General features: G+C 43.2%; 24 protein-coding genes. 15 read left to right on the forward strand and 9 right to left on the reverse strand.

Annotated elements, in window-relative coordinates; translation table 11 throughout:
* Positions 1-47 precede the first annotated feature (47 nt).
* The 4 genes from ppk1 to mhpT all read right to left on the reverse strand — a co-directional run bounded on the left by ppk1 (position 48) and on the right by mhpT (position 4,842).
* Positions 48-2,111 (reverse strand): polyphosphate kinase 1, encoded by a 2,064-nt coding sequence (gene ppk1 / locus FTT71_RS06930; protein ID WP_131261229.1) that lies wholly within the window; start codon positions 2,109-2,111, stop codon positions 48-50.
* Between the two features lie 232 nt (positions 2,112-2,343).
* Complete coding sequence (pncA, locus tag FTT71_RS06935; protein WP_104852749.1) at positions 2,344-2,970, reverse strand: bifunctional nicotinamidase/pyrazinamidase; 627 nt, start codon at positions 2,968-2,970, stop codon at positions 2,344-2,346.
* Between the two features lie 47 nt (positions 2,971-3,017).
* Positions 3,018-3,419 carry a hypothetical protein gene (locus FTT71_RS06940; protein ID WP_131261230.1) on the reverse strand — a complete coding sequence of 134 codons (402 nt, stop codon included), beginning with the start codon at positions 3,417-3,419 and terminating at the stop codon, positions 3,018-3,020.
* A gap of 196 nt (positions 3,420-3,615) precedes the next feature.
* Positions 3,616-4,842: a 3-(3-hydroxy-phenyl)propionate transporter MhpT gene (mhpT, locus tag FTT71_RS06945; RefSeq protein WP_131261231.1), complete on the reverse strand. Its 1,227-nt coding sequence runs from the start codon at positions 4,840-4,842 to the stop codon at positions 3,616-3,618.
* A gap of 971 nt (positions 4,843-5,813) precedes the next feature.
* Between mhpT and dapA the strand changes: the two genes are divergently transcribed.
* The 4 genes from dapA (at position 5,814) to FTT71_RS06965 (ending at position 8,655) form a co-directional block, all read left to right on the forward strand.
* Positions 5,814-6,713: a 4-hydroxy-tetrahydrodipicolinate synthase gene (gene dapA, locus FTT71_RS06950; RefSeq protein WP_131261232.1), complete on the forward strand. Its 900-nt coding sequence runs from the start codon at positions 5,814-5,816 to the stop codon at positions 6,711-6,713.
* Between the two features lie 14 nt (positions 6,714-6,727).
* The gene (locus FTT71_RS06955) at positions 6,728-7,327 is read left to right on the forward strand and encodes a hypothetical protein (RefSeq protein ID WP_026438344.1); all 600 of its coding nucleotides are present in this window, start codon (positions 6,728-6,730) and stop codon (positions 7,325-7,327) included.
* A gap of 36 nt (positions 7,328-7,363) precedes the next feature.
* On the forward strand, positions 7,364-8,083 hold the full coding sequence (gene purC / locus FTT71_RS06960; RefSeq protein ID WP_004974116.1) for a phosphoribosylaminoimidazolesuccinocarboxamide synthase: 720 nt from the start codon (positions 7,364-7,366) through the stop codon (positions 8,081-8,083).
* Between the two features lie 359 nt (positions 8,084-8,442).
* The gene (locus tag FTT71_RS06965; protein WP_004974113.1) at positions 8,443-8,655 is read left to right on the forward strand and encodes a cold-shock protein; all 213 of its coding nucleotides are present in this window, start codon (positions 8,443-8,445) and stop codon (positions 8,653-8,655) included.
* 114 nt (positions 8,656-8,769) lie between these two features.
* Here the strand turns inward: FTT71_RS06965 and FTT71_RS06970 are convergent, their stop codons facing one another.
* Positions 8,770-10,038 carry a replication-associated recombination protein A gene (locus FTT71_RS06970; protein WP_004974112.1) on the reverse strand — a complete coding sequence of 423 codons (1,269 nt, stop codon included), beginning with the start codon at positions 10,036-10,038 and terminating at the stop codon, positions 8,770-8,772.
* 117 nt (positions 10,039-10,155) lie between these two features.
* Positions 10,156-10,608: a YcgN family cysteine cluster protein gene (locus FTT71_RS06975; RefSeq protein WP_136144131.1), complete on the reverse strand. Its 453-nt coding sequence runs from the start codon at positions 10,606-10,608 to the stop codon at positions 10,156-10,158.
* Positions 10,609-10,799: 191 nt separating this feature from the next.
* Between FTT71_RS06975 and FTT71_RS06980 the strand changes: the two genes are divergently transcribed.
* The 10 genes from FTT71_RS06980 to FTT71_RS07025 all read left to right on the forward strand — a co-directional run bounded on the left by FTT71_RS06980 (position 10,800) and on the right by FTT71_RS07025 (position 17,782).
* Positions 10,800-10,958, forward strand: coding sequence for a DUF1328 domain-containing protein (locus tag FTT71_RS06980; RefSeq protein ID WP_004974108.1), 159 nt, complete (start codon positions 10,800-10,802; stop codon positions 10,956-10,958).
* 207 nt (positions 10,959-11,165) lie between these two features.
* Positions 11,166-11,906, forward strand: a complete 741-nt coding sequence (locus FTT71_RS06985; protein WP_136144130.1) for a dienelactone hydrolase family protein — start codon at positions 11,166-11,168, stop codon at positions 11,904-11,906.
* Between the two features lie 69 nt (positions 11,907-11,975).
* The gene (locus FTT71_RS06990) at positions 11,976-12,338 is read left to right on the forward strand and encodes an HIT family protein (protein ID WP_070155794.1); all 363 of its coding nucleotides are present in this window, start codon (positions 11,976-11,978) and stop codon (positions 12,336-12,338) included.
* 136 nt (positions 12,339-12,474) lie between these two features.
* On the forward strand, positions 12,475-13,509 hold the full coding sequence (mutY, locus tag FTT71_RS06995) for an A/G-specific adenine glycosylase (RefSeq protein ID WP_131261235.1): 1,035 nt from the start codon (positions 12,475-12,477) through the stop codon (positions 13,507-13,509).
* Between the two features lie 60 nt (positions 13,510-13,569).
* Positions 13,570-14,109: a M23 family metallopeptidase gene (locus FTT71_RS07000; protein ID WP_131261236.1), complete on the forward strand. Its 540-nt coding sequence runs from the start codon at positions 13,570-13,572 to the stop codon at positions 14,107-14,109.
* Positions 14,110-14,127: 18 nt separating this feature from the next.
* Positions 14,128-14,373 carry a hypothetical protein gene (locus FTT71_RS07005; RefSeq protein ID WP_104852758.1) on the forward strand — a complete coding sequence of 82 codons (246 nt, stop codon included), beginning with the start codon at positions 14,128-14,130 and terminating at the stop codon, positions 14,371-14,373.
* A 40-nt stretch (positions 14,374-14,413) separates the two neighbouring features.
* Positions 14,414-14,977, forward strand: coding sequence for a DNA-3-methyladenine glycosylase I (locus FTT71_RS07010; protein ID WP_180008545.1), 564 nt, complete (start codon positions 14,414-14,416; stop codon positions 14,975-14,977).
* A gap of 93 nt (positions 14,978-15,070) precedes the next feature.
* Positions 15,071-16,093 (forward strand): NAD(P)-dependent alcohol dehydrogenase, encoded by a 1,023-nt coding sequence (locus FTT71_RS07015; protein WP_004974093.1) that lies wholly within the window; start codon positions 15,071-15,073, stop codon positions 16,091-16,093.
* 238 nt (positions 16,094-16,331) lie between these two features.
* Positions 16,332-17,036 carry an FKBP-type peptidyl-prolyl cis-trans isomerase gene (locus FTT71_RS07020; protein WP_136144427.1) on the forward strand — a complete coding sequence of 235 codons (705 nt, stop codon included), beginning with the start codon at positions 16,332-16,334 and terminating at the stop codon, positions 17,034-17,036.
* Positions 17,037-17,092: 56 nt separating this feature from the next.
* On the forward strand, positions 17,093-17,782 hold the full coding sequence (locus FTT71_RS07025) for an FKBP-type peptidyl-prolyl cis-trans isomerase (RefSeq protein WP_004974089.1): 690 nt from the start codon (positions 17,093-17,095) through the stop codon (positions 17,780-17,782).
* A 77-nt stretch (positions 17,783-17,859) separates the two neighbouring features.
* Here the strand turns inward: FTT71_RS07025 and murJ are convergent, their stop codons facing one another.
* Both murJ and ampD read right to left on the reverse strand, forming a co-directional pair.
* Positions 17,860-19,410: a murein biosynthesis integral membrane protein MurJ gene (gene murJ / locus FTT71_RS07030; protein WP_171287394.1), complete on the reverse strand. Its 1,551-nt coding sequence runs from the start codon at positions 19,408-19,410 to the stop codon at positions 17,860-17,862.
* A 50-nt stretch (positions 19,411-19,460) separates the two neighbouring features.
* On the reverse strand, positions 19,461-20,060 hold the full coding sequence (gene ampD, locus FTT71_RS07035) for a 1,6-anhydro-N-acetylmuramyl-L-alanine amidase AmpD (RefSeq protein WP_004974083.1): 600 nt from the start codon (positions 20,058-20,060) through the stop codon (positions 19,461-19,463).
* 177 nt (positions 20,061-20,237) lie between these two features.
* Between ampD and nadC the strand changes: the two genes are divergently transcribed.
* Complete coding sequence (nadC, locus tag FTT71_RS07040) at positions 20,238-21,083, forward strand: carboxylating nicotinate-nucleotide diphosphorylase (protein WP_004974082.1); 846 nt, start codon at positions 20,238-20,240, stop codon at positions 21,081-21,083.
* Between the two features lie 106 nt (positions 21,084-21,189).
* On the opposite strand, the gene FTT71_RS07045 is transcribed toward nadC, so the two are convergent.
* Entirely contained in the window at positions 21,190-21,411 is a 222-nt protein-coding gene (locus FTT71_RS07045; protein ID WP_179994338.1) for a hypothetical protein, read from the reverse strand.
* Positions 21,412-21,568: the final 157 nt, after the last annotated feature.

A 21,568-nucleotide genomic window follows, 5' to 3' on the forward strand; every position in this document is an offset into this window, starting at 1 on the left:
TTTTATACTCACAGATGCTAGATCACATCCATTTACTGCAGCCCAATTTACACATTCAACTGCTTCTGCTCGACCAAATACATTTGCGCATTGTGTACAGCAGCCTGCCCCACCACAGCAGCTTTCTGCCATTCGCCATTGGCTTGTAGCTCCCACGCATTTTGATTGTCATGCAAATAACTCAGCAAGCCATCTTCTACAATACGCTGTTTAATTTTCTCATCCAAAATAGGGAAGCAAGTTTCCACCCGTGAAAATAAGTTGCGCCCCATCCAGTCTGCGCTGGCGCAGTACAATTTTTTTGCACCACCATGCTCAAAATAATACACGCGGGTATGCTCCAAAAAGCGTCCCACAATCGAACGGACATGAATACGCTCAGACATACCTTTCACTTTTGGAATCAAACAACAAATCGAGCGGATAATTAAATCGACCTGTACCCCTGCCTGCGAAGCACGGTACAAAGCCGTAATTAACTCAGGCTCAGTCAATGCATTGACTTTAATGATAATTCGGGCAGCTTTGCCTGCTTGTGCAAACCCGATTTCTTGTTCAATCAGTTTGAGCAATTCACTGTGCAAGGTAAATGGTGCATGCAGCAAGTTTTTTAATTTTGCCGATCTGCCCATGCCTGTGAGTTCCTGAAACACCCGATGCACATCTTCACAAATATCAGGATGTGTGGTCATCAAACCATAGTCGGTGTACATACGTGCATTGCCCGCATGATAGTTGCCTGTACCCAAATGTACATAGCGCACCAACTGATCTTGCTCACGACGCACAATCAAAATCATTTTGGCATGGGTTTTATAGCCGACAATGCCATACACCACCACTGCGCCTGCCTCTTGCAAGACGTTGGCGACCATAATGTTGGATTCTTCATCAAAACGTGCGCGTAGCTCGATCACGGCAGTGACTTCTTTGCCATTACGTGCGGCTTCTGCAAGTACCTGCACAATTTCAGAATCTGGGCCACTACGATACAGCGTTTGCTTAATCGCCAACACATTTGGGTCTTTCGCCGCTTCTTTGAGTAAATTAATCACCGGCTGAAAAGAGTCAAATGGGTGATGTAGCAACACATCCTGCTTTTTCAGAATCTCAAACATCGGTTTTTGCTTCCGAAATATTTTTGGAATCACAGGTGCAAAAGGTGGATATTTCAATTCAGGTCGGTCAAAACTACTGGTCAGACGCGACAGGTTAATCGGCCCGCTAATCCGATATAATTGCTGCTCATCTAAATCAAACTCTCTGAGCAAATAATCAATAATATCTTGCGGGCAATCATCTTCAATTTCTAAACGTACCGCACGCCCAAAACGACGTGACGATAATTCATCTTTTAAGGCAACTGCCAAATCATCGACATCTTCGGCCAAAATCAGGTCGGCATTGCGGGTCACTCGAAACGCATAGCAACCTGTGGCTTTCATGCCTGGGAACAGATCATTGATATGCTGCTGAATAATCGCAGTCAAGAAAATATGTTCAGTCGCACTACCTGCCACTTCTTTTGGCAAATTGATTAAACGTGGCAAAGAGCGTGGCGCAGGCACAATCGCCATTTCAATTTCACGTCCAAAAGCATCTTTGCCTTGTAAACTGACAATAAAGTTCAGACTTTTATTGACCAAACGCGGAAATGGATGCGATGGGTCTAGGCTAATTGGCGTTAAAACAGGCTGTACCTGACGGGCAAAATAATCGGCAATCCACGCTTTATGTTTATCCACAATGTCATGGTATTGAATAAAGTGAATCCCTAAACTTTGCAGCTGCGGCAAAATGGCATAATTTAAAGTGTCGTATTGCTGCTTCACCGCCTGATGCACTTTATCAGACAGTTCTACCAAGACCTGTTCAGTCGGAATGGCATCTGGGGTACGGGTAATGGCATTCAAATCGAGTTGCTTCATTAAACCTGCAACGCGAATTTCAAAAAACTCATCTAAATTACGTGAAAAAATAATTAAAAAATTGAGTCGCTCTAAAATAGGTAACTCTGGGTCTAAAGCTTGCGCCAAGACCCGACGGTTAAACTCAATTAAAGAGAGTTCACGATTAAAATAAGTATCAGATGAATGCTGAAAGTGTTCCATATCTTCTCTATGCTGTTTTTAAGACAGTCTGCTTATTTCGCCTCTGTGCAAGGCATGGTAGGTAGAGATTATGACAATCATGTTACACCCACAATCAATCGCAGAACATTTCGTCAAAATTGAGTATATGTAAAAAATTGATTTTTATTTATTTTATTTTACATTTAATCTATTTTTATAGAAAAAAGGAAGATTTCGCCCTTCCCTTTCGCGGCCAGTTCGTTATCTAGTTTTAGCCAAGTAAGTGCTGACTTTGTACTCGCTGTACTCCTTGTGCCAACATCTGTTGCCATGCTTGTTCTAAAGAGCCATTTAAATCAATCGCTTTGGTGGCATCTTCAATCACATAGGTGCTAAAACCCAACTCACAGGCATCTATTGCCGTCCACGCCACACAAAAGTCGGTGGCAATGCCCACAATATAAACCGTATCAATTTCACGGGCTTTTAAATAGGCCGCCAAGCCTGTGGTGGTTTTGCGGTCTGCTTCCATAAAGGCAGAATAACTGTCTATTTGCTCGTGAAAACCTTTGCGTATAATCAATTGTGCTGTAGGCAAATCTAGATCTGGGTGTAATTCAGCATCAGCTGTGCCTTGCACACAATGCACAGGCCACAACACTTGCTCGCCATAACTGAGCTGAATCTGCTCATAGTCCTGTTTGCCTGCATGGTTGGCAGCAAAGGACACATGCGTTGCAGGATGCCAGTCTTGGGTGATCACAATGTTCTGAAACACACGTCCCAACGCATTAATGCAGGGAATAATTTGATCGGCATTTGCAACCGCCAAATTACCTCCTGGACAAAAACCATTTTGCACATCAACCACAATCAAGGCATTATTCAGCTGCTGCATGCTGTTTCCTTTCCCATCTTAAACGCTACCCTCAGCATAGCTGAAATTTAAGTCTGAGTTGTATCGCTTTGATAAAAATAAAAAGAATCGTTTTCGGCACAATGTTGATAGTTCGGTAGCTGTAACAATAATTGCCGTACAAAACGTGGATAGATTTTGGCTTTGCGTGCAGTCGCGGCATGAAAATAAAAATAAGGCAATGGATGCCGAGTTAAATAATTGACCAAATGCTGTCGGGTTAAACGCATCACCTGAAAGGCATCAATACCTGCGTTGACATCTTCATAAGTAGCTTGATCGGCAAATGCCAGCCACGCGTTTTGTTTTGGAGAAGTCCGTGTTGCTCGAAAATGGCGTTTCAGTTCTAAAATAAATTCATATTCAATCAGATACAGCGAAAACTGCTGTTGATCCAACTGAAATTCTGCAATCAATTTTTTCTGCTTCAAATGATACTCTTATATTTACTGTTTTTTAGGACTTATTATACCCTGCTTGCGTCATTGCCACCCAGTAGAACAGGCAGCTTTGCGACAGTACTTGTCACACTTCATTCGAGCATTTTCTCTCAAAAATCAGCGATCAACATACAAAAAAATAGCCTGCAGGTGCAGGCTATTTGGTCTTTCAACTGTTCTCATCCTTTTAAACAGTTTGAATACGACGTACCAATAACAACATGAAAATGGCTGAAATAATAATACATGGAATGGCTGCTGAAATAACCCCAGCCGCACCAAAGCCTGCTGCCAACAACTGACCTGCAATAGCAGGGCCAAGCATTGCGCCTACACGACCAACAGCAGAGGCAACACCGACCCCAGTACCACGTACTTCGGTTGGGTAGACAATACTACCAAAAGCATATAACACGCCCTGACAGCCAATCACAAAAGCACCGACCAAAGCTGAAGCCATATACATTTGCATGAGTGAACCCGCTGCATTTAGAGCAAATAAACCTGCCAAAATACCACCATACATCAATAAAATCACGTAGGCTTTTTTCCAACGGTCGGTCAGCATACCCAAAATTACAGTACCGACTGTCGCACTCACCATGAAATAGAACTGTGCAGTACTGCCTTCTTTACGCGAGAAACCTAATTCCATAAATAAAGATGGTAACCAGCTCAACATGATGTAAACCACCATCAAGGTAAAGAAGTAACTCACCCAAATAAATAAGGTACGCAATAAGTTTTGTGAATTAAACAAATCTTTAAAAGATGCTTTTGGCGCAGCATTTTGTGCTGTGACATCTTTACCTGCCGCTTGTGCTTTTAAGAATTCACGTGATTCTGGCAATAACCACATCATCAATGGAATGACAATAAATGGCAGCAAACCACCCAAATAGAAAATGTTTTTCCAGTTTGAGCCAAAATCTGTACTGGCAATTAAAGATAAAATGGCTGCACCCACAGGCATACCACAATACATCAAGCCCACAGCACGACCACGGTTTTGTGGCGAAACAGCTTCAGATGCCAAAGTAATTAAAATTGGCATGGCTGCCCCTAAACCCGCACCTGCCAAGAAGCGCACCGCCAATAGGCTTTCAAAGCTATTCACCCACACCGTACATAAGGTAAATAAAGCAAAGACTGCTGTAGACCAGATTAATACTTTTTTACGACCAATACGGTCTGCAAAACGTCCGCCAACCAAAGCACCTGGCAATAAACCTAAAATACCCGCACTAAAAAATACCCCAAGCTGCGAGCTGTCTAAACCAAAATGCTCACGGATACCTGCCGCAGCAATACCTGCTGCCTGAATATCCAGACCTTCAATCACTGCAATTAAAAAGCAGATCGCGACGGTAATAACCGCATGCCGCTGATCGCTATGTTGTGTTGATCTATCCATTGGGTCCCTCTACTAGAATTAGATAGCCATGTGAAAGCCTGCATCTTGCGCAGTTTTAAACTGCAGCAATAGCTATCAATAAGTGTTAGACCAAAGTGAATTTTTTCAGATCAGCGCAAACGTGTTGCGAAGCATGTAGAAAAAAACATAGCGAAAAAAACAATAAATCTGGCAAATTACACGCTATTTTCCCGCTTAAAGCAGTAAATTCAGCGCAAGATTTCTCACCATTTAAGAAGTCAGCGACAACATAGGTAGACTTAAAAGCTATTATTCTTAAGAATCAAAAATCAAAATATCCCGATTAAAACAGTCAGATATAAGAGCTATAAGGTCTGAATTGAGCGTTTTTTTATATAAATACCTAGGGTCTGTTGACAATTCATCTATGTTTGCGACGTGAGAGATATATCTCGCAAGATTTTTTAGCTGATATAAAGCATGAGACAGGAAATTTAGTCATTCTAAATGACTGGCACATAACGCAATAGCAGCAAAAAATATGCTCGCCCTGAAAGGCTGTGGCTAAAACTTTCTCAGATTGCGTTATGAAACTTGGCAATAGTCTCGCTATTCCCTGCGTTTCATGCCTGATCTGCTCAGTTTTAGCCTACAGCGCAAGCCATTTATGAAATGTCAACAGACCCTATATTCAGCGTTGTATTTCAAACTTGAGGCTAAAAAAGTGCTGATGAGGGTTGCGCCATACCAATGAAAATTTGGGTACAAAGGAGATGGTTATTATTTTTTTATTTTGAACAACAAGCTGCTGATCCTAAAATACTAAATTAAACAAAGTTTATGATTGCTTTGACGAAAGCATATTGTTCTGACACACTGAATCAGTCATAATTTGGCTAAGCATTATTTAATCAATTTGATTGAATTTTGACCCAAATCAAAATACTGCAACCATCCACATCTACCTTTTCTACACCTCTGTGGATGGAAAAATAGGATCTTTTTAAAAAATGACTCAGCAAGCACAGACCATTCAAGGCTCAATTGTCGCAATTGTCACCCCAATGTTAGAAGATGGCAGCGTAGATTGGAAAGGTCTCGAGAAGCTCGTTGAGTGGCACATAGAACAAGGTACCAACAGTATTGTTGCTGTAGGTACAACTGGTGAAGCATCGACCTTAAGTATGGAAGAGCACACCAAAGTGATCGCAGAAATTATTCGCGTCGCAAATAAGCGTATTCCTGTCATTGCTGGTACTGGTGCAAACTCAACGCATGAAGCCATCGAACTGACCAAAGAAGCACAACAATTGGGTGCAGATGCGGCCTTATTGGTAACGCCTTATTATAATAAGCCAACTCAGGAAGGTTTATACCAGCACTATAAAGCAATTGCAGAAGCAGTTGATTTACCTATCATTTTATATAATGTACCGGGTCGTACTGGTGTAGATATGTCAAATGAAACGGTCATCCGTCTTGCAGACATCCCAAATATTGTGGGCGTAAAAGATGCAACGGGCGATGTGCCACGTGGTCAGCAATTATTGGCTGGCTTAACAGGCAAAAACATGGTGGTGTATTCAGGCGATGACGCTACGGCATATCAATTGATGCTGCACGGTGCAAAAGGCAATATTTCTGTAACCGCCAATGTTGCACCAAAAGCCATGAGCCAAGTTTGCGCGGCTGCAATCGCAGGTGATGCTGCAGGTGCAGAGCAACAAAACAGTGCGATTGCAAATTTACACAATATTCTATTTTGTGAATCGAACCCAATTCCTGTGAAATGGGCACTTCATGAAATGGGATTAATTGGTACAGGAATTCGCCTGCCATTAACTCCGCTTGCAGAACAATATCGTGCACCGTTACGCGAAGCCCTTCAGGCTGCGGGTGTCATTCAATAAAAGAGCTTAGTATGATGCAATTACGTTTTGGTTTTATCGCCGCACTTTCAGTATTGAGTTTGGCTGGTTGTAGTTCTCTTGCCATCAATAATGGTTCATTGGACTATAAAGACGCCGCTACTTTAGCACCACTTCAATATCCAGAAGGTTCTGTGGTTCGACCTGCAACACCGTTGTATCCTGCACCAAGCGTTGACCCTTTAGCAACGGCAAATGCACCTAAGCTTGAAAATGCACGTGGCAACCGTTTTGCGATGCCACGTCCTGAAGCCATGCAAGCCAGCAGCAACACAGTTCAAGACAGTACGCAAATTGGACGTCCTCAACCCGTAGTTGACGGAAACCAAAATCCGTTGCTCAAAATTGATGGAAATTCTGCTACAATTTGGCAATACACACTTGCCACCCTCAGCAGTCTGAATTACAGCATTGTTGGTCAAAGTAAGAACCGTTACGAGGCAACCATTAAGGTCGATCAACAGATTTATGTCTTAAGATTGACCTCTGTCGGTTCGAGCAACAACCTAGCTGTATTCAATGCCGATAACAGCTTTGCAGATCAAGAAAAAGCTGCAGATCTGTTGGCCCAGATTTACCAAAATTGGCCAGCCTAGCCGTACTAGGCATTTTTTTTTGAAAAAGGTTCCCTCATGTTAAAACAAACCTTGCTCTATACTGGTAAAGCAAAATCTGTTTATACCACAGACAGTGCAGACCACCTGATTTTAGTCTTTCGTGATGATGCCTCTGCGTTCAATGGCGAAAAAATCGAACAACTAGATCGTAAAGGTAAGGTGAACAACCGTTTTAACGCCTTTATCATGGAAAAATTGGCTGAAGCGGGTATCGAAACTCACTTTGAAAAACTACTTACACCAAACGAAGTATTGGTGAAAAAGTTAGACATGATTCCTGTAGAGTGCGTTATTCGTAACTACGCTGCAGGTTCACTCTGCCGTCGTTTAGGTGTAGAAGAAGGTAAAGAACTGACCCCACCTACATTTGAATTGTTCTTTAAAGATGACGCTCTTGGCGACCCAATGGTAAACGAATCTCAAGCGATTGCTTTAGGTTGGGCCAATGCTGAACAATTGGCAAAAATGAAAGAATTAACTTACCAAGTCAACGATGTATTAAAAGCATTGTTTGATGCAGGTAACATGATTTTGGTCGACTTCAAACTTGAGTTTGGTGTATTCCACGACCGTATTGTGTTGGGTGATGAGTTCTCTCCAGACGGTTGCCGTTTATGGGACAAAGACACCAAGAAGAAACTCGACAAAGACCGTTTCCGTCAAGGTTTAGGCGGTGTGGTTGAAGCTTATGAAGAAGTTGCTGCACGTTTAGGCATCGACTTAGACAATATCTAATTCAAGCTTTTCAATTTTAAAAGCTGAATTCCCAAAACCGAGCAACATTGCTCGGTTTTTTGTATTTTGCTGTAGACCAAACAGGGTTTACAAACCAAATCTTTGAAAAAATCGCCCCATCCACAATGCCCAGTCTGTCTGCCTATTTTTAAATTTATCTGAATTTAAATTGTGTATTCTGCAATTCCGTGTATGCTTGTTGTCATACTAGAAAAATATGAAGTTCGTTTTAATCGTCTAAGTCCGTAGTTTTATTTTGTAATCCTTCGTTTGTTCAGATTTTAAGTCGCATCTTTTTCCCAGTTATTCCAAATCTTTTTTAGATTGCAACATATTAAAATTCAGCAGGATATTTCCCTATGTCAAATCCGACAATGAAAGGCACGGTAAAGTGGTTTAACGAAACTAAAGGTTTTGGTTTTATTCAACCAGAATCTGGTCCAGATGTGTTTGCGCATTTCAGCGAAATCGCACACTCAGGCTTCAAGACTTTACACGAAGGTCAGCAAGTTGAATTCAGCATTGCGCAAGGTCAAAAAGGCCCGAATGCTGTAAACATCAAACCGCTTTAAACCTTTGAATGCAGCACTCAAGGCTGCAAACAAATCTAAAAAAGCTCAAGTTGATTCTTGAGCTTTTTTTATGCCAATACTTTTACAAATATCTTTTCAGCTATACCAAATCGCTTAGGATTGAGTCTGCTGCCAACGACGTTGTTGTAAACGCTCACCTTCCACTTCACGTTTATTACGTGCCGACTCATACAACTTTGTGCCTTTCAGTTCAGGCGGCAAATAGTCCTGTAGCACAAAATGCTCTGGGTAATTGTGCGGATACAAATAATCTACGCCATAGCCTTGTTCTTTCATCAGTTTGGTCGGTGCATTACGCAAATGCAGTGGCACAGGTAAGTTGGCGGTTTTTTCAGCCAAATCCATGGCTTTATTAATTGCCAAATAAGTACTGTTACTTTTGGCACTGGTTGCCAAATATACTGCACATTGTCCTAAAATAATCCGCGCTTCGGGCATACCCAGCACTTGTACCGAGCGGAAACACTCGCCTGCCAATAACAAGGCATTCGGATTTGAATTGCCAATATCTTCCGAAGCAGCAATCAACATGCGACGCGCAATAAAGCTCGGGTCTTCACCGCCTTTGAGCATGCGCGCCATCCAATACAATGCAGCATCGGGGTCACTGCCACGAATTGACTTAATAAAAGCCGATACCAAATCATAATGTTGCTCGCCTGACTTGTCATAACGGGCAATGTTTTGTTGCGCAACCTTGACCACAATCGCGTTGGTGATGATATTTTCCACCTCGGGTTCAAAGGTGCTTGCCACCAAGTCCAGTAGGTTTAAAGCCTTGCGTGCATCACCTGCAGCAAACTGAATCAGAGCATCAAATTCTTCAATCTGAATATAACGGTCTTTTAAGAATTGATCTTGCTGAATGGCTTGAGTAAGCAAAGTCTGAATCGAATCGGCATCTAAAGCCTTTAAGGTATAGACCTGACAACGTGAAAGCAGCGCACTATTGACTTCAAAAGATGGATTTTCAGTGGTCGCACCAATTAAGGTGATTTTGCCCTTTTCCACCGCATTTAATAAGGCATCTTGCTGCGACTTATTAAAGCGATGAATTTCATCAATAAACACCACTGGTGTGAGCAAATCGCCGCCTTCGGCAATAATTTCACGCAGCTCTTTGACCCCAGTATTCAAGGCAGAAAGGCTGATAAAAGGACGATCTACCGCCTGCGCCAACAGCAAAGCGATGGTGGTTTTCCCCACCCCTGGTGGCCCCCAGAAAATAATTGAAGGCAAATGCCCCTGATCAATCATTTGGCGTAACGGCGCTTGCTCACCTAAAAGATGATCTTGACCAATAATTTGCGATAAATCGCGTGGACGCAAACGCTCAGGCAGTGGAATATGACTCTCTGACATCTTGTTATTTCTATACTTGACTTCAACCTAGTCTACTATGATCTCAAGCTTTGGAGTATTTCTAATCGTACCGATTTATCGCTAAAACACGATTCAAAGTTTATTCTGCAGTATGAATTAACGCACCCAACGCACCACATAATCTTCTATATCTTCTTCTGCAACATCCAGTTCTGAAATACAACGCCCTGCCGCAGATTTTTTGGCTTTAATCACACTTTGGCGTGAGCCCGTATTTAAGTAATGCCAAGATGGCAAATTTTTGCCCTGTTTTAAACGACGATAGGCACAACTTGGCGGCAACCAGTGAATTTTTTCTAGTTTTTCGGGGGTAAGTTGAATGCAATCGGGCACAAAGTCAAAGCGATTGGCATAATCTGAACAACGTGCTGTGTTACAGTCCAGTAACTTGCACGCCACTTTGGTATAGGCCACTTCTTGCGTGTCTTCATCTTCTAGTTTGACCAAACAGCATAAACCGCAACCATCGCACAAGGCTTCCCATTCCGCAGTATTTAAGGCATTCAGCGGATAGTTTTTCCAAAATTCAGGTCGTAATTGATCAGACATAGCGCACAGAAAATAACAAAACTGCGTCATTATAACAGCCTTGTTTCAACTTGTTGCTTTTGTTTAGTCTTTAAATGAATCAAACACTTAACTCAAACAACTGAACATTTAATACACAAAAACAAAACAGTGTGCTGCGTTCAGCTCCCTATACTAAATTCAGAAGCTATAAAAACACATGGAGAACAATTATGTTTCGTTGGGCTATAATCTTCGCAGTGATTGCGTTAATCGCGAGTTTACTTGGTTTTGGTGGTGTCGCAGGTTTATCCAAAGACTTTGCCATTATTTTATTGGTGATTGCTGTGATTTTGGCAATTGTTGGTTTCCTCTCTCGCGGAAAAATCTAGTGACCTCGTCTATAAATTCCTAAAAATCAGATAAAAAAGAAGGATTTTTCCTTCTTTTTTTATGTCCGCTTTTTACGCAACAAATGCCAATTTGGCTATTTTAAAAATATTTTCTCACATTTATAGGCAGTATTTACCCTGTTTTTAAAAATGCGTGCCATATTATTATGCTTTAATCATGGCATTGAAAACGATAAGGAATAAGGCATGGCTTTAGCAATCAAAACTCGCGAAATTGAATATACGGCTGCAGATGGCAGCAAACTGATCGGTTATTTTGCTGCACCAGAAACAGCACAAGCTGTCGCGGGGGTGATTGTCGCACCTGAATGGTGGGGACGTAACGAATACACCGAACAACGCGCGCGTGAATTGGCTGAACATGGTTTTGCAGCCTTAGCGATTGATATGTATGGCGATAAAAAAGTCACCACCACCGCAGCCCAAGCCAATGAATGGATGATGCAAACTTTTGCAGATGCTGACACAATTGTGACTCGTGCGTCTGCAGCTTTGGACACTTTAGCTGCCCAACCTGAAGTAAATCGCGATAAACTCGCTGCAATTGGTTTCTGTTATGGCGGCAAAGTCGTTCTGGATTTGGCTCGTTCTGGCGCAGCATTAAAAGCAGTGGTGACCTTCCACGCCAACCTCAGCCCGAAAGCCCCTGCACAACAAGGTCAGGTACAAGCCGAGATTTTGGTGTTGCATGGTGAACTGGACAGCATGGTGACTTTAGACGACGTCGCAAGTTTCCGTGAAGAAATGCACGCGGCTCAAGTAGAGCATGAAGTGATTATTTTTGAAGATGCCAAACACGGCTTTAGTAACCCTCAAGCCGATGAACGTGCCAAAGCCAATGGGGTCGATTTAGGCTATAACGCATCGGCAGAGCAACAAGGTTTAGCTGCCATGTATGAAGTGTTGGATCGTCGTTTAGCAGATTAATCTGCTGTTCACATTACGCAGCATATACTCAACGCAAGCCAAGAAAATTTTAAAGAAGAGGATATAACAATGACTGAGCAATGCCCTTATTGCAATTTTGATGATTATGATGTTTTGGCAAAAAATGAATTTGGGGTAATTTTGCCTGAACCCAATGCCCTGTCTAAAGGACATTGCGTGATCATTCCGCTACGTCACGTCGGCTCTTTTTTTGACATTACAGACAAAGAACGTAAAAGTTTATTGTCTTTATTAGAATTGGCGCGCAATGAGTTGCAATTGCGTCATCAACCTGCAGGTTTCCATGTGGGTTTTAATGATGGCGATGTGTTTGATGCTAAATCTGAGCATTTACACATCCACATTATTCCACGCTATGAAGGTCAGACCTTAAAATTGGATAACCGTTGGGGTATGAGCGGTCAAATTTAAACCACGACTCGTTTTATCCCAAACCAAGTGAAACCAAACCTAAAGAAGAAGATGCACGCTCATCTTCTTTTTTTATGCACGTAATTCCCACGCCAGTTTGGCTATACTAAGCCGCTACTTTACAAACTGGGTTCGCATGACTGCTTTTTCATTTTCCGATGCTCTCCTCACGTGGTTCGATCAACACGGACGCCATGACCTGCCGTGGCAAGTCGCCGATGATCCCTATGCGGTGTGGGTGTCTGAAATCATGCTGCAACAAACTCAGGTCAAAACCGTATTGCAATATTTTGAGCGTTTTTTGCAGCGCTTTCCGACAGTGCAAGATTTAGGACGTGCAACTTGGGATGAAGTTGCACCGTATTGGGCAGGTTTAGGCTATTACGCCCGCGCCCGCAACTTGCATAAAGCCGCAGCCATTGTGGCACAGCAAGGACATTTTCCAAGTACGCTCGAACAGTGGATGGCTTTGCCGGGCATTGGTCGCTCTACGGGTGGTGCCATGATGTCGCTGGGTTTACGCCAATACGGCGTCATTATGGATGGCAACGTCAAACGGGTTTTAGCACGTTTTTTTGCTATTGAAGATGATTTATCCAAACCTGTACATGAACGTGCCATGTGGCAACTGGCAGAACAGCTCTGCCCCGAAGTGCGTAATCACGACTATACGCAGGCTATTATGGATTTGGGCGCCACCATTTGTACCCCCAAAAAACCACTGTGCTTATATTGCCCAATGCAACAACACTGCAAAGCACATCAACAAGGTTTAGAGCAGGAATTGCCCTTTAAAAAACCGAAAAAAGCCGTACCCGTTAAATCTGCACAGGTCTTAGTACTGCAATGCGCAGATCAGTGGTTATGGCAACAACGTCCCAATACAGGACTTTGGGGTGGACTATGGTGTTTGCCTGTTATTGAAGATGCACAGGCTTTTGAGCAACTGTGTCAAAGCTTGAGCCTTAAACAGGTACAGCAACGCGCACAGATTTCACATAGCTTTACCCATTTCACTTGGCAGCTTGAAGCACTGTGTTTTCAGGTCGATGCTGATCTACAAGAACACTTGGCAATAGAACTGAATGCAGATTGGTATAGTCCGCAACAAGCCAGCGATTTGGGCATTCCGACGGCCATGAAAAAATTGATCTCGGCAATCAATCTGTGACATAGTCAAGCATCGTGATGAATGAAATCTTTGCTTTCACTGCCATTACAAGGATGTCTTATGTTTCGATGGATTGCTGTTTTAAGCCTGTCACTCTTTACCTTATTGATTGCGGCCTGTAGTTCTGCACCGAAACGTCCCAGTACCCCACTCCCGCCTGCCTTGGTGCAAAAACTCAATCAAATGAGTTTAAAAACTCGCTTGCCCATTCCTGTGCAGGGCATTAAAGCGCATCAGTTGAATGACACTTGGGGTGCATCTCGTAGTAGCGGACGTTTGCATGAAGGCATTGATATTCTTGCCGCCAAAGGCAGCAAAGTGTATAGCGCTACAGAAGGTTTAATTGCAGACTTACGCGATAATCGCTTAGGTGGTAAAGTAATTTGGATATTAGGGCCTGCAGGCACTTGGCATTACTATGCACACTTGGATGGACATAAACGCGGTTTAAACGTGGGCGATTATGTCAAGGCAGGAACGCATATTGGCTATGTCGGCAATACAGGCAACGCCCGACACACTGCCGCACATTTGCATTACGGACTTTATTTAAATGGTAAAGGACGCGGTGCGGTCAATCCTTATCCTTATTTACGTTAATTTTGTTAGGAACATTTCATGTCTGAAGCCTTGATAAATCGATTGGTGGAATTTGCAGAATCTGGCAATCAACAAAAAATTGTGTTGGCAGGACAAGTCCATCAAGGCTGGGTCATGGAAATTACTGAAGATGCCCTGCTCATCAGCACAGGCTATTCAGATAAAGTCGGTAAAGACAACTGGATTTCCTTTCACGATCTGCAACAGGCAGAACTATATTATTGGGATAACCAACATGACCAATGGGCAGCATTTCAGCTTTAAGTCTGTCCCATTCACATCTATTCAACAAGGAGCATGACCCATGACGATACAACGCTGTGGCTGGTGTTCCGATGATCCGCTTTATATTGCCTATCATGATTTAGAATGGGGACAAGCTGTATTTGCCGAAGCGCATTTATTTGAAATGCTGTGTTTAGAAGGACAGCAAGCAGGCTTGTCTTGGATTACTGTATTAAAAAAACGCGAAGCGTATCGTCAGCATTTTTTCCAATACAGCATTGCTGAAATTGCCGCCTTCAGTGATGATGATATTGCGCTCAAATTACAAGATGCTGGATTGATTCGACATCGAGGTAAATTACAAGCAATTCGTGACAACGCACGTGCATGGCAAAAACTAAAAGACGCCGATATAAACGTCGTGACATGGCTTTGGGGTTTTGTTGCACAGCAACCTATTAGGAATGATGTACCTGACTATCGTCTTGCGCCTGCACAAACCGACGCTAGTGTTGCCATGTCGAAAGCCCTAAAGAAAAATGGTTTTAAATTTGTAGGCCCGACCACCTGCTATGCTTTTATGCAAGCTGTAGGCATGGTCGATGATCATGAAAATCACTGTCACTTTAAAACAACATCTTAAAGCAACATCCAAGCTTTAGTATTCAAAACTGCTCAACCCATAATAGCAAGATCACCAATCAATACAGTCAGTCGATGACAAGGACGGTGCAATATGAGTAATACCATTCGAGCCTATGCCGCAATGCAGGCAGGTGAAGCCCTGCAAGCCTATCAATTTGATGCGGGTGAATTGCAGGCGCATCAGGTAGAAGTCAAAGTCGAATATTGTGGCTTATGCCATTCCGATCTTTCAGTCATTCAAAATGACTGGCATTCCTCGGTATATCCTGTGGTGGCAGGACATGAAATTATTGGCACGATTACCCAATTAGGCAGTGAGGCCAAAGGCTTAACCGTGGGGCAACGTGTAGGCATTGGCTGGACTGCAGACAGTTGCCAACACTGCGATGCCTGTATTGCAGGCGAACAAGTGCTGTGCAGCAATGGCACTACCGCAACCATTGTGGGACATGCAGGTGGTTTTGCCGATAAAGTCCGTGCAGGTTGGCAATGGGTAATTCCATTACCCGATGAGGTCGATCCTGTCAGTGCAGGGCCTTTGCTCTGTGGTGGAATTACCGTATTTGATCCGATCTTGAAACATCAAATTCAGGCAGTACATCATGTTGCGGTGATTGGTATTGGTGGCTTGGGGCATATCGCCATCAAATTATTAAAAGCATGGGGCTGTGAAATTACGGCGTTCAGTTCCAATCCAGACAAAACCGCAGAATTACTGGCTATGGGTGCAGACCATGTAGTGAACAGCCGTGATGCTGCTGCCCTTAAAACCCAGCGTGGCAAGTTTGACCTGATTTTAAGTACGGTAAACGTAAGCTTGGACTGGAATGCTTATTTAAGTACGCTTGCACCACATGGCACTATTCACATGCTAGGTGTAGCGCTAGAACCCATGCAAATTAAGGCGGGCAGCTTAATTGGCGGTGCAAAATCGGTTACTGGTTCATCGACAGGTTCGCCTGCAGCGCTGCGTCAATTACTACAATTTGCCGCACGCAAACAGATTGCCCCACAGGTGGAAGTTTTTCCGATGTCACAAATCAATCAGGCAATTGAACATTTGCATCAGGGCAAGGCACGCTATCGGGTGGTGTTAAAGGCCGACTTTGACTGATTTTTAAGTTAAATCTTGCCCAATTTAACGGTCTTGCTCATCTCAGATGGGCAAGATTTATGTATAAAAAATGTTTTAGATATTCAGTCTGTTATAGAATAAACTGCGTAAGCAGCATATATTAAAAAGTTGAATCGACACAGGCTGCAAAGCCACGTGCCAAACTAGAAAAGTCTGTGAAAAAGTCTGCTAAGATGAATGCTGCTTTTTTAACTATAAAATGAATTTGAGAAAACCTATGAGTAAAGCCTTACCCATCGCTATTGCTGTAATTTTAGGCGGTGCTGCACTTGTTCCTGTTTATTATGCCTCTCAAAACCCAGCAGTGGCGACCTCTAAAGCGTCGGCAAATGCTTCTGCGGTTGAAAAAATCAGCTACGCTTTGGGTTATGAAGTGGCACATCAAACCCCACCAGAGCTAGACATCAACAGCTTTGTAACAGGTGTGCGTGAAGGTCATGCGCGTAAACAACCTGCCTACACCGAAGAAGAATTACAAAAAGCCTATGAGCAATTCCAGCAAGAGTTGCAACAAAAACAAGCCACTCAAGCGCAAGCTGCACAAACAGCCAGTGATTCATTCTTAACTGAAAATGGCAAAAAAGCAGGCGTACAAACCACAGCTTCTGGCTTGCAATATCAAGTGATTAAAGAAGGCACAGGCAAACAGCCAACGGCAAGCTCTGTGGTCAAAGTGCACTACACGGGTAAACTGGTCGATGGCAAAGTATTTGACAGCTCGGTACAACGTGGTGAGCCAATTGAATTCCCACTGAATCAAGTCATTCCGGGCTGGACTGAAGGTTTACAGCTCATGAAGGAAGGCGGTAAAGCTACGCTGTATATTCCATCGAAACTGGGCTACGGCGAACAAGGTGTACCAGGCATGATTCCTGCCAACAGCACCTTAATTTTTGATGTTGAACTGATTGAAGTGAAATAACAACATCACCCTTTCAGGAGAGCTTGGCTCTCTTGTATGGTCTTAGGACGAAAAGAATGAAAAAACACCTTGCCCTTGTGTGTATCGCACTGCTCAGCAGTGGCAGTTTTGCCAAAACCGTGACCAATAAAAGTCCTGTTGCAGATCAGGTCGGTTATAGCTTTGGTTATTTAATGGGGCGCAGCAATGCGGAAACCTTAAAAGATATTGATCTCGAAGCCTTCATTGCTGGCTTAAAAATGGCAACACAAGACCAAGCCGCCAGTTTAAGCGATGAAGAAATGGCACGAGTGCTGACTCAATTCAAAAAGCAAGCCGAAGCCAAACAACTGATTGAGCTTAAAAAAGTAGCCGATAGCAATGCTAAAATTGGGCAAGCCTTTTTAAACAATAATGCCAAAAAGGCAGGGGTCAAAGTCACCAAGTCTGGCTTGCAATATCAAGTCTTACAGGCAGGTACGGGCAAATCACCCAAAGCCACCTCTACCGTTAAAGTCCATTATGAAGGTCGTTTAATTGATGGTACGGTATTTGACAGTTCTATCGCCCGCGATCAAGCTGCAGAATTTCAGGTCAGCCAAGTCATTCAAGGTTGGACTGAAGGCTTACAACTCATGAAAGTTGGTGCCAAATATCGCTTCTTTATTCCTGCTGCTCTAGCCTACGGTCAAATTGGCTCAGGCGATGCAATTGAGCCAAACAGCACGCTTATTTTTGATGTGGAACTTTTAGAAATTGTAAAATAATCCAAAGCCGCATCATCTTTAAACAAAAAAATACCGCAATTTAAATTGCGGTATTTTTTCAGATCAACTTCGCTTCATTAAGGTTTTAAATGACGTGGTCTAAAACCCGTTGCCAACAATCCAACCCCATAGGCCACTACGCCCACCACACACAGCGCAGTGACTTCTGCCACACGCATCCATTGTGATACATCACCGTTATACCAAGTTAAGGCATACCACAACGCAGCAATCATCACGGCATTTGCCACTGCAAACTGCACCATGAGTTTTTTCCAGTGCGCACCAAAACGGAAAATCTTGCGTTGATGCAAATAGAAATACAACATGCCTGCATTCACCAAAGCCGAACCTGATGATGCCAGTGCCAATGCCATGTGTTCAGCTTGCCAGTCAATCAGTTTAAAGAAGCCAATAAACACCACGTTTAAAATCGCATTGGCAGCCACAGCCATTAACCCCACACGTACTGGTGTTTTGGTGTCTTGCTGTGCATAAAAACCCGGTGCAAAGACTTTAATCAGCATGAATGAAATCACCCCTGCACTCATACATTGCAAGGCCAAAGCGGTCATTTGCGTATCTTTAAAACTAAACTGACCACGCTCAAACAAGGCTTGGATAATAGGCGTTGATAACATAAACAGTGCAATACTGGCAGGGACACCTACCAAAATAATCACCCGTGCAGCCCAGTCCATCATGCCGCGGAATTTATCCATATTTTGTTCTGCATGACGCGCAGACAGTGACGGTAAAATGACCGTCCCAATCGCTACACCAATTAAGCCCAAAGGTAGCTCTGTCATACGTTCCGCACTATACAACCACGACACCGAACCATCCTGCATAAAAGATGCCCAAATGGTGTTGAGTAGCAGGTTAATTTGCGTGACCGATACCCCAAATAAAGCAGGCAGCATCAGCTTCATAATCCGATCCACCCCTTCATGCTTGAAATCAACTTTAGGGGGAATCAGCAGCTTTTTACGCCATAGTTCTGGAATTTGAATCGCAAGTTGTAAAGCACCCGCGATAATCACCGCCCAACCCAGTGCCATAATCGGCTCTGCCATGTACGGTGTGAGCCATAATGCACCTGCAATCATCGCCACATTCAGCAATACAGGCGCAAAGGCAGGCGTGGTAAATGAGCCATAGCTGTTCAAAATACTGCTGGCAAATGCCGTCAGCGACATAAACAACAAATAAGGAATGGTCAGGCGGAACATATCGGTGGCTAGCGCAAACTTTTCAGGGTCGCTATGGAAACCCGGTGCGTAGATATACATCACCGCAGGCGCAGCCACCATGGCGGTAAAGGTTAGCCCTGTCATTACCGTCATTAAACAGCCAAAAACCCGACTAATTAAAATTTGTACTTCGGCATGAGTGCGGCTGGTTTTATATTCGGTCAATACAGGAATAAATGCCTGCGAAAACGCCCCTTCGGCAAACAGTCGCCTGAAAAAGTTGGGGATACGAAACGCCACCACAAAGGTATCGAAATCTTTACCTGCACCAAACACATTCAGCAATACCACATCACGGACTAATCCTAGCACCCGTGACAGCATGGTCATTGCACTGACAATAAAGGTCGATCGCCAAAGCGCCATCGTTACCACCCAATTAAAAATTTAGTCGCTATTGTAATCAAAGCATCAACAAAGTTTTGTTATTGATTGATCAATTTTTCCTGTGATGTCGAAGCTTTAAGTTGAGATAACTGTTCACGAAAATACTGCCAGTCAAAATACGGCCCCGGATCAGTTTTACGTCCCGGTGCAATATCGGAATGTCCTGCAATATGCTGTTGAATACTCGGATAGGCCTGCTGCAAACTGTGTACCACCTGCACCAAACTCTGATATTGCGCTGTTTCAAAAGGCAAGTCATCACTGCCCTCTAATTCAATCCCAATTGAATAGTCATTACATTCAGGCTGTGCCAAATAACTAGAACGCCCCGCATGCCACGCCCGATCTGCAAAATTAACAAATTGCAGCACCTCGCCTGTTCTTAAAATCAACAAATGTGCCGAAACCTGCAGGCCCTGAATGGTCTGAAAGTAAGGATGCTGCGACCAATCCATTTGGTTCTGAAAAAATTGCTCAATATAACCACCACCAAATTGTGACGGCGGCAAACTAATATTGTGAATGACCAGCAATTGAATCTCTTGGTCTGTCGGACGGGCGTTGAAATTCGGAGATGGGACTTGTCTTGCCCCTTGTAATTGACCCTCAACCACCTGAAACGACGGCACATGCTGCATAAGGCAATCCCCAAACCATTAGAATAGAAAAATAGAACAGAAATTTCAGTTTAATGCCAACGCGTGACAATGAACATCTTAAATTACACCCGAACGTGGCTAAAAAACACATCCTGACGCAGAACAGTGTTAATATAACGCGCAATTTTCATGGGCAAGATCGACACGGAAAATCTTATGAGCATCTCTCCAGCTTTGCTTGAACAATCCATCCAAATCAATATTCAGCAAGCCTTGCAAGAAGATATTGGCGATGGTGATATTACCGCATTATTGACCCCTGAAGATGAGCAGGCCACTGCCACCATTATTAGCCGTGAAGACATGATTTTGGCAGGTCAACCGTGGGTAAATGCCCTGATTCAAGCATACGATGCCAATGTGCAAGTCACGTGGTTAAAAAATGATGGCGACCACGTTGCTGCCAATGAAGCCTTTTTGAAATTGGCAGGTTCTGCACGCAGCCTGTTAACGGTAGAACGCCCTGCGCTGAATTTTGTGCAAACCCTGTCTGCTGTTGCGACTAAAACCGCAGCCTATGTGCAACAACTTGAAGGCTTAAATACCAAACTGCTAGATACCCGTAAAACCTTACCGGGTTTACGCATTGCACAAAAATATGCTGTCACGGTCGGTGGTGGACAAAACCATCGTTTAGGCTTATTTGATGCCTTTTTGATTAAAGAAAATCACATTATGGCAGCAGGCGGCATTACTCAGGCAATTGCCAAAGCACATGCCATTGCTCCGGGCAAACCTGTAGAAGTTGAAGTGGAAACTTGGGATGAACTAAATCAAGCCCTTGAAGCCAAAGCTGATATTGTGATGTTGGATAACTTTAGCCAGCAACAAATGATTGATGCGGTCAAGCATGTGGCAGGTCGTTGTAAACTTGAAGCGTCGGGCAACATCACCATTGAAAATTTACGTGAAGTGGCTAGTACAGGCGTAGATTATATTTCGATGGGTGTTTTAACCAAAGATGTCAAAGCTGTGGATTTATCAATGCGTTTTAATGCGTAAACGATTACTTTTAAAATTAAGGGTGCAATCTGCACCCTTAATTTTTTCCAAAAATTGATTTTAAGGAGGCAAATGAGCCTCCTTTTTTTATGCCTCAATTTTGAATTTAATCATCGTCCTTGTTGTCGTTGTCGTTGTCGTTGTCGTTGTCGTTGTCGTTGTCGTTGTCGTTGTCGTTGTCGTTGTCGTTGTCGTTGTCGTTGTCGTTGTCGTTGTCAGAAGCTTGACCGAGTACACTACGATTGTCTTCATTTTCACGCTCAGTACGTGAATCACATGCAGTTAAAAACAACATCATGGCAGACATTAAAATAATCAATAGTTTCATGCTTTCCTCCTCTTTTCATTCAGGCTCTTTGCATACAGTTTTCCATCTTAAAAGAACGCATCCTGCAATATTGTAGCTTTTTGCTTCACGCTTCCTATCGCAATCTAAATCTCATCCATAAAAAAACGCATCCGAAGATGCGCTCTTAAACAGCAGA

The sequence above is a fragment of the Acinetobacter sp. YH01004 genome (assembly GCF_013420455.1).
GTDB classification, from domain to species: domain Bacteria; phylum Pseudomonadota; class Gammaproteobacteria; order Pseudomonadales; family Moraxellaceae; genus Acinetobacter; species Acinetobacter towneri.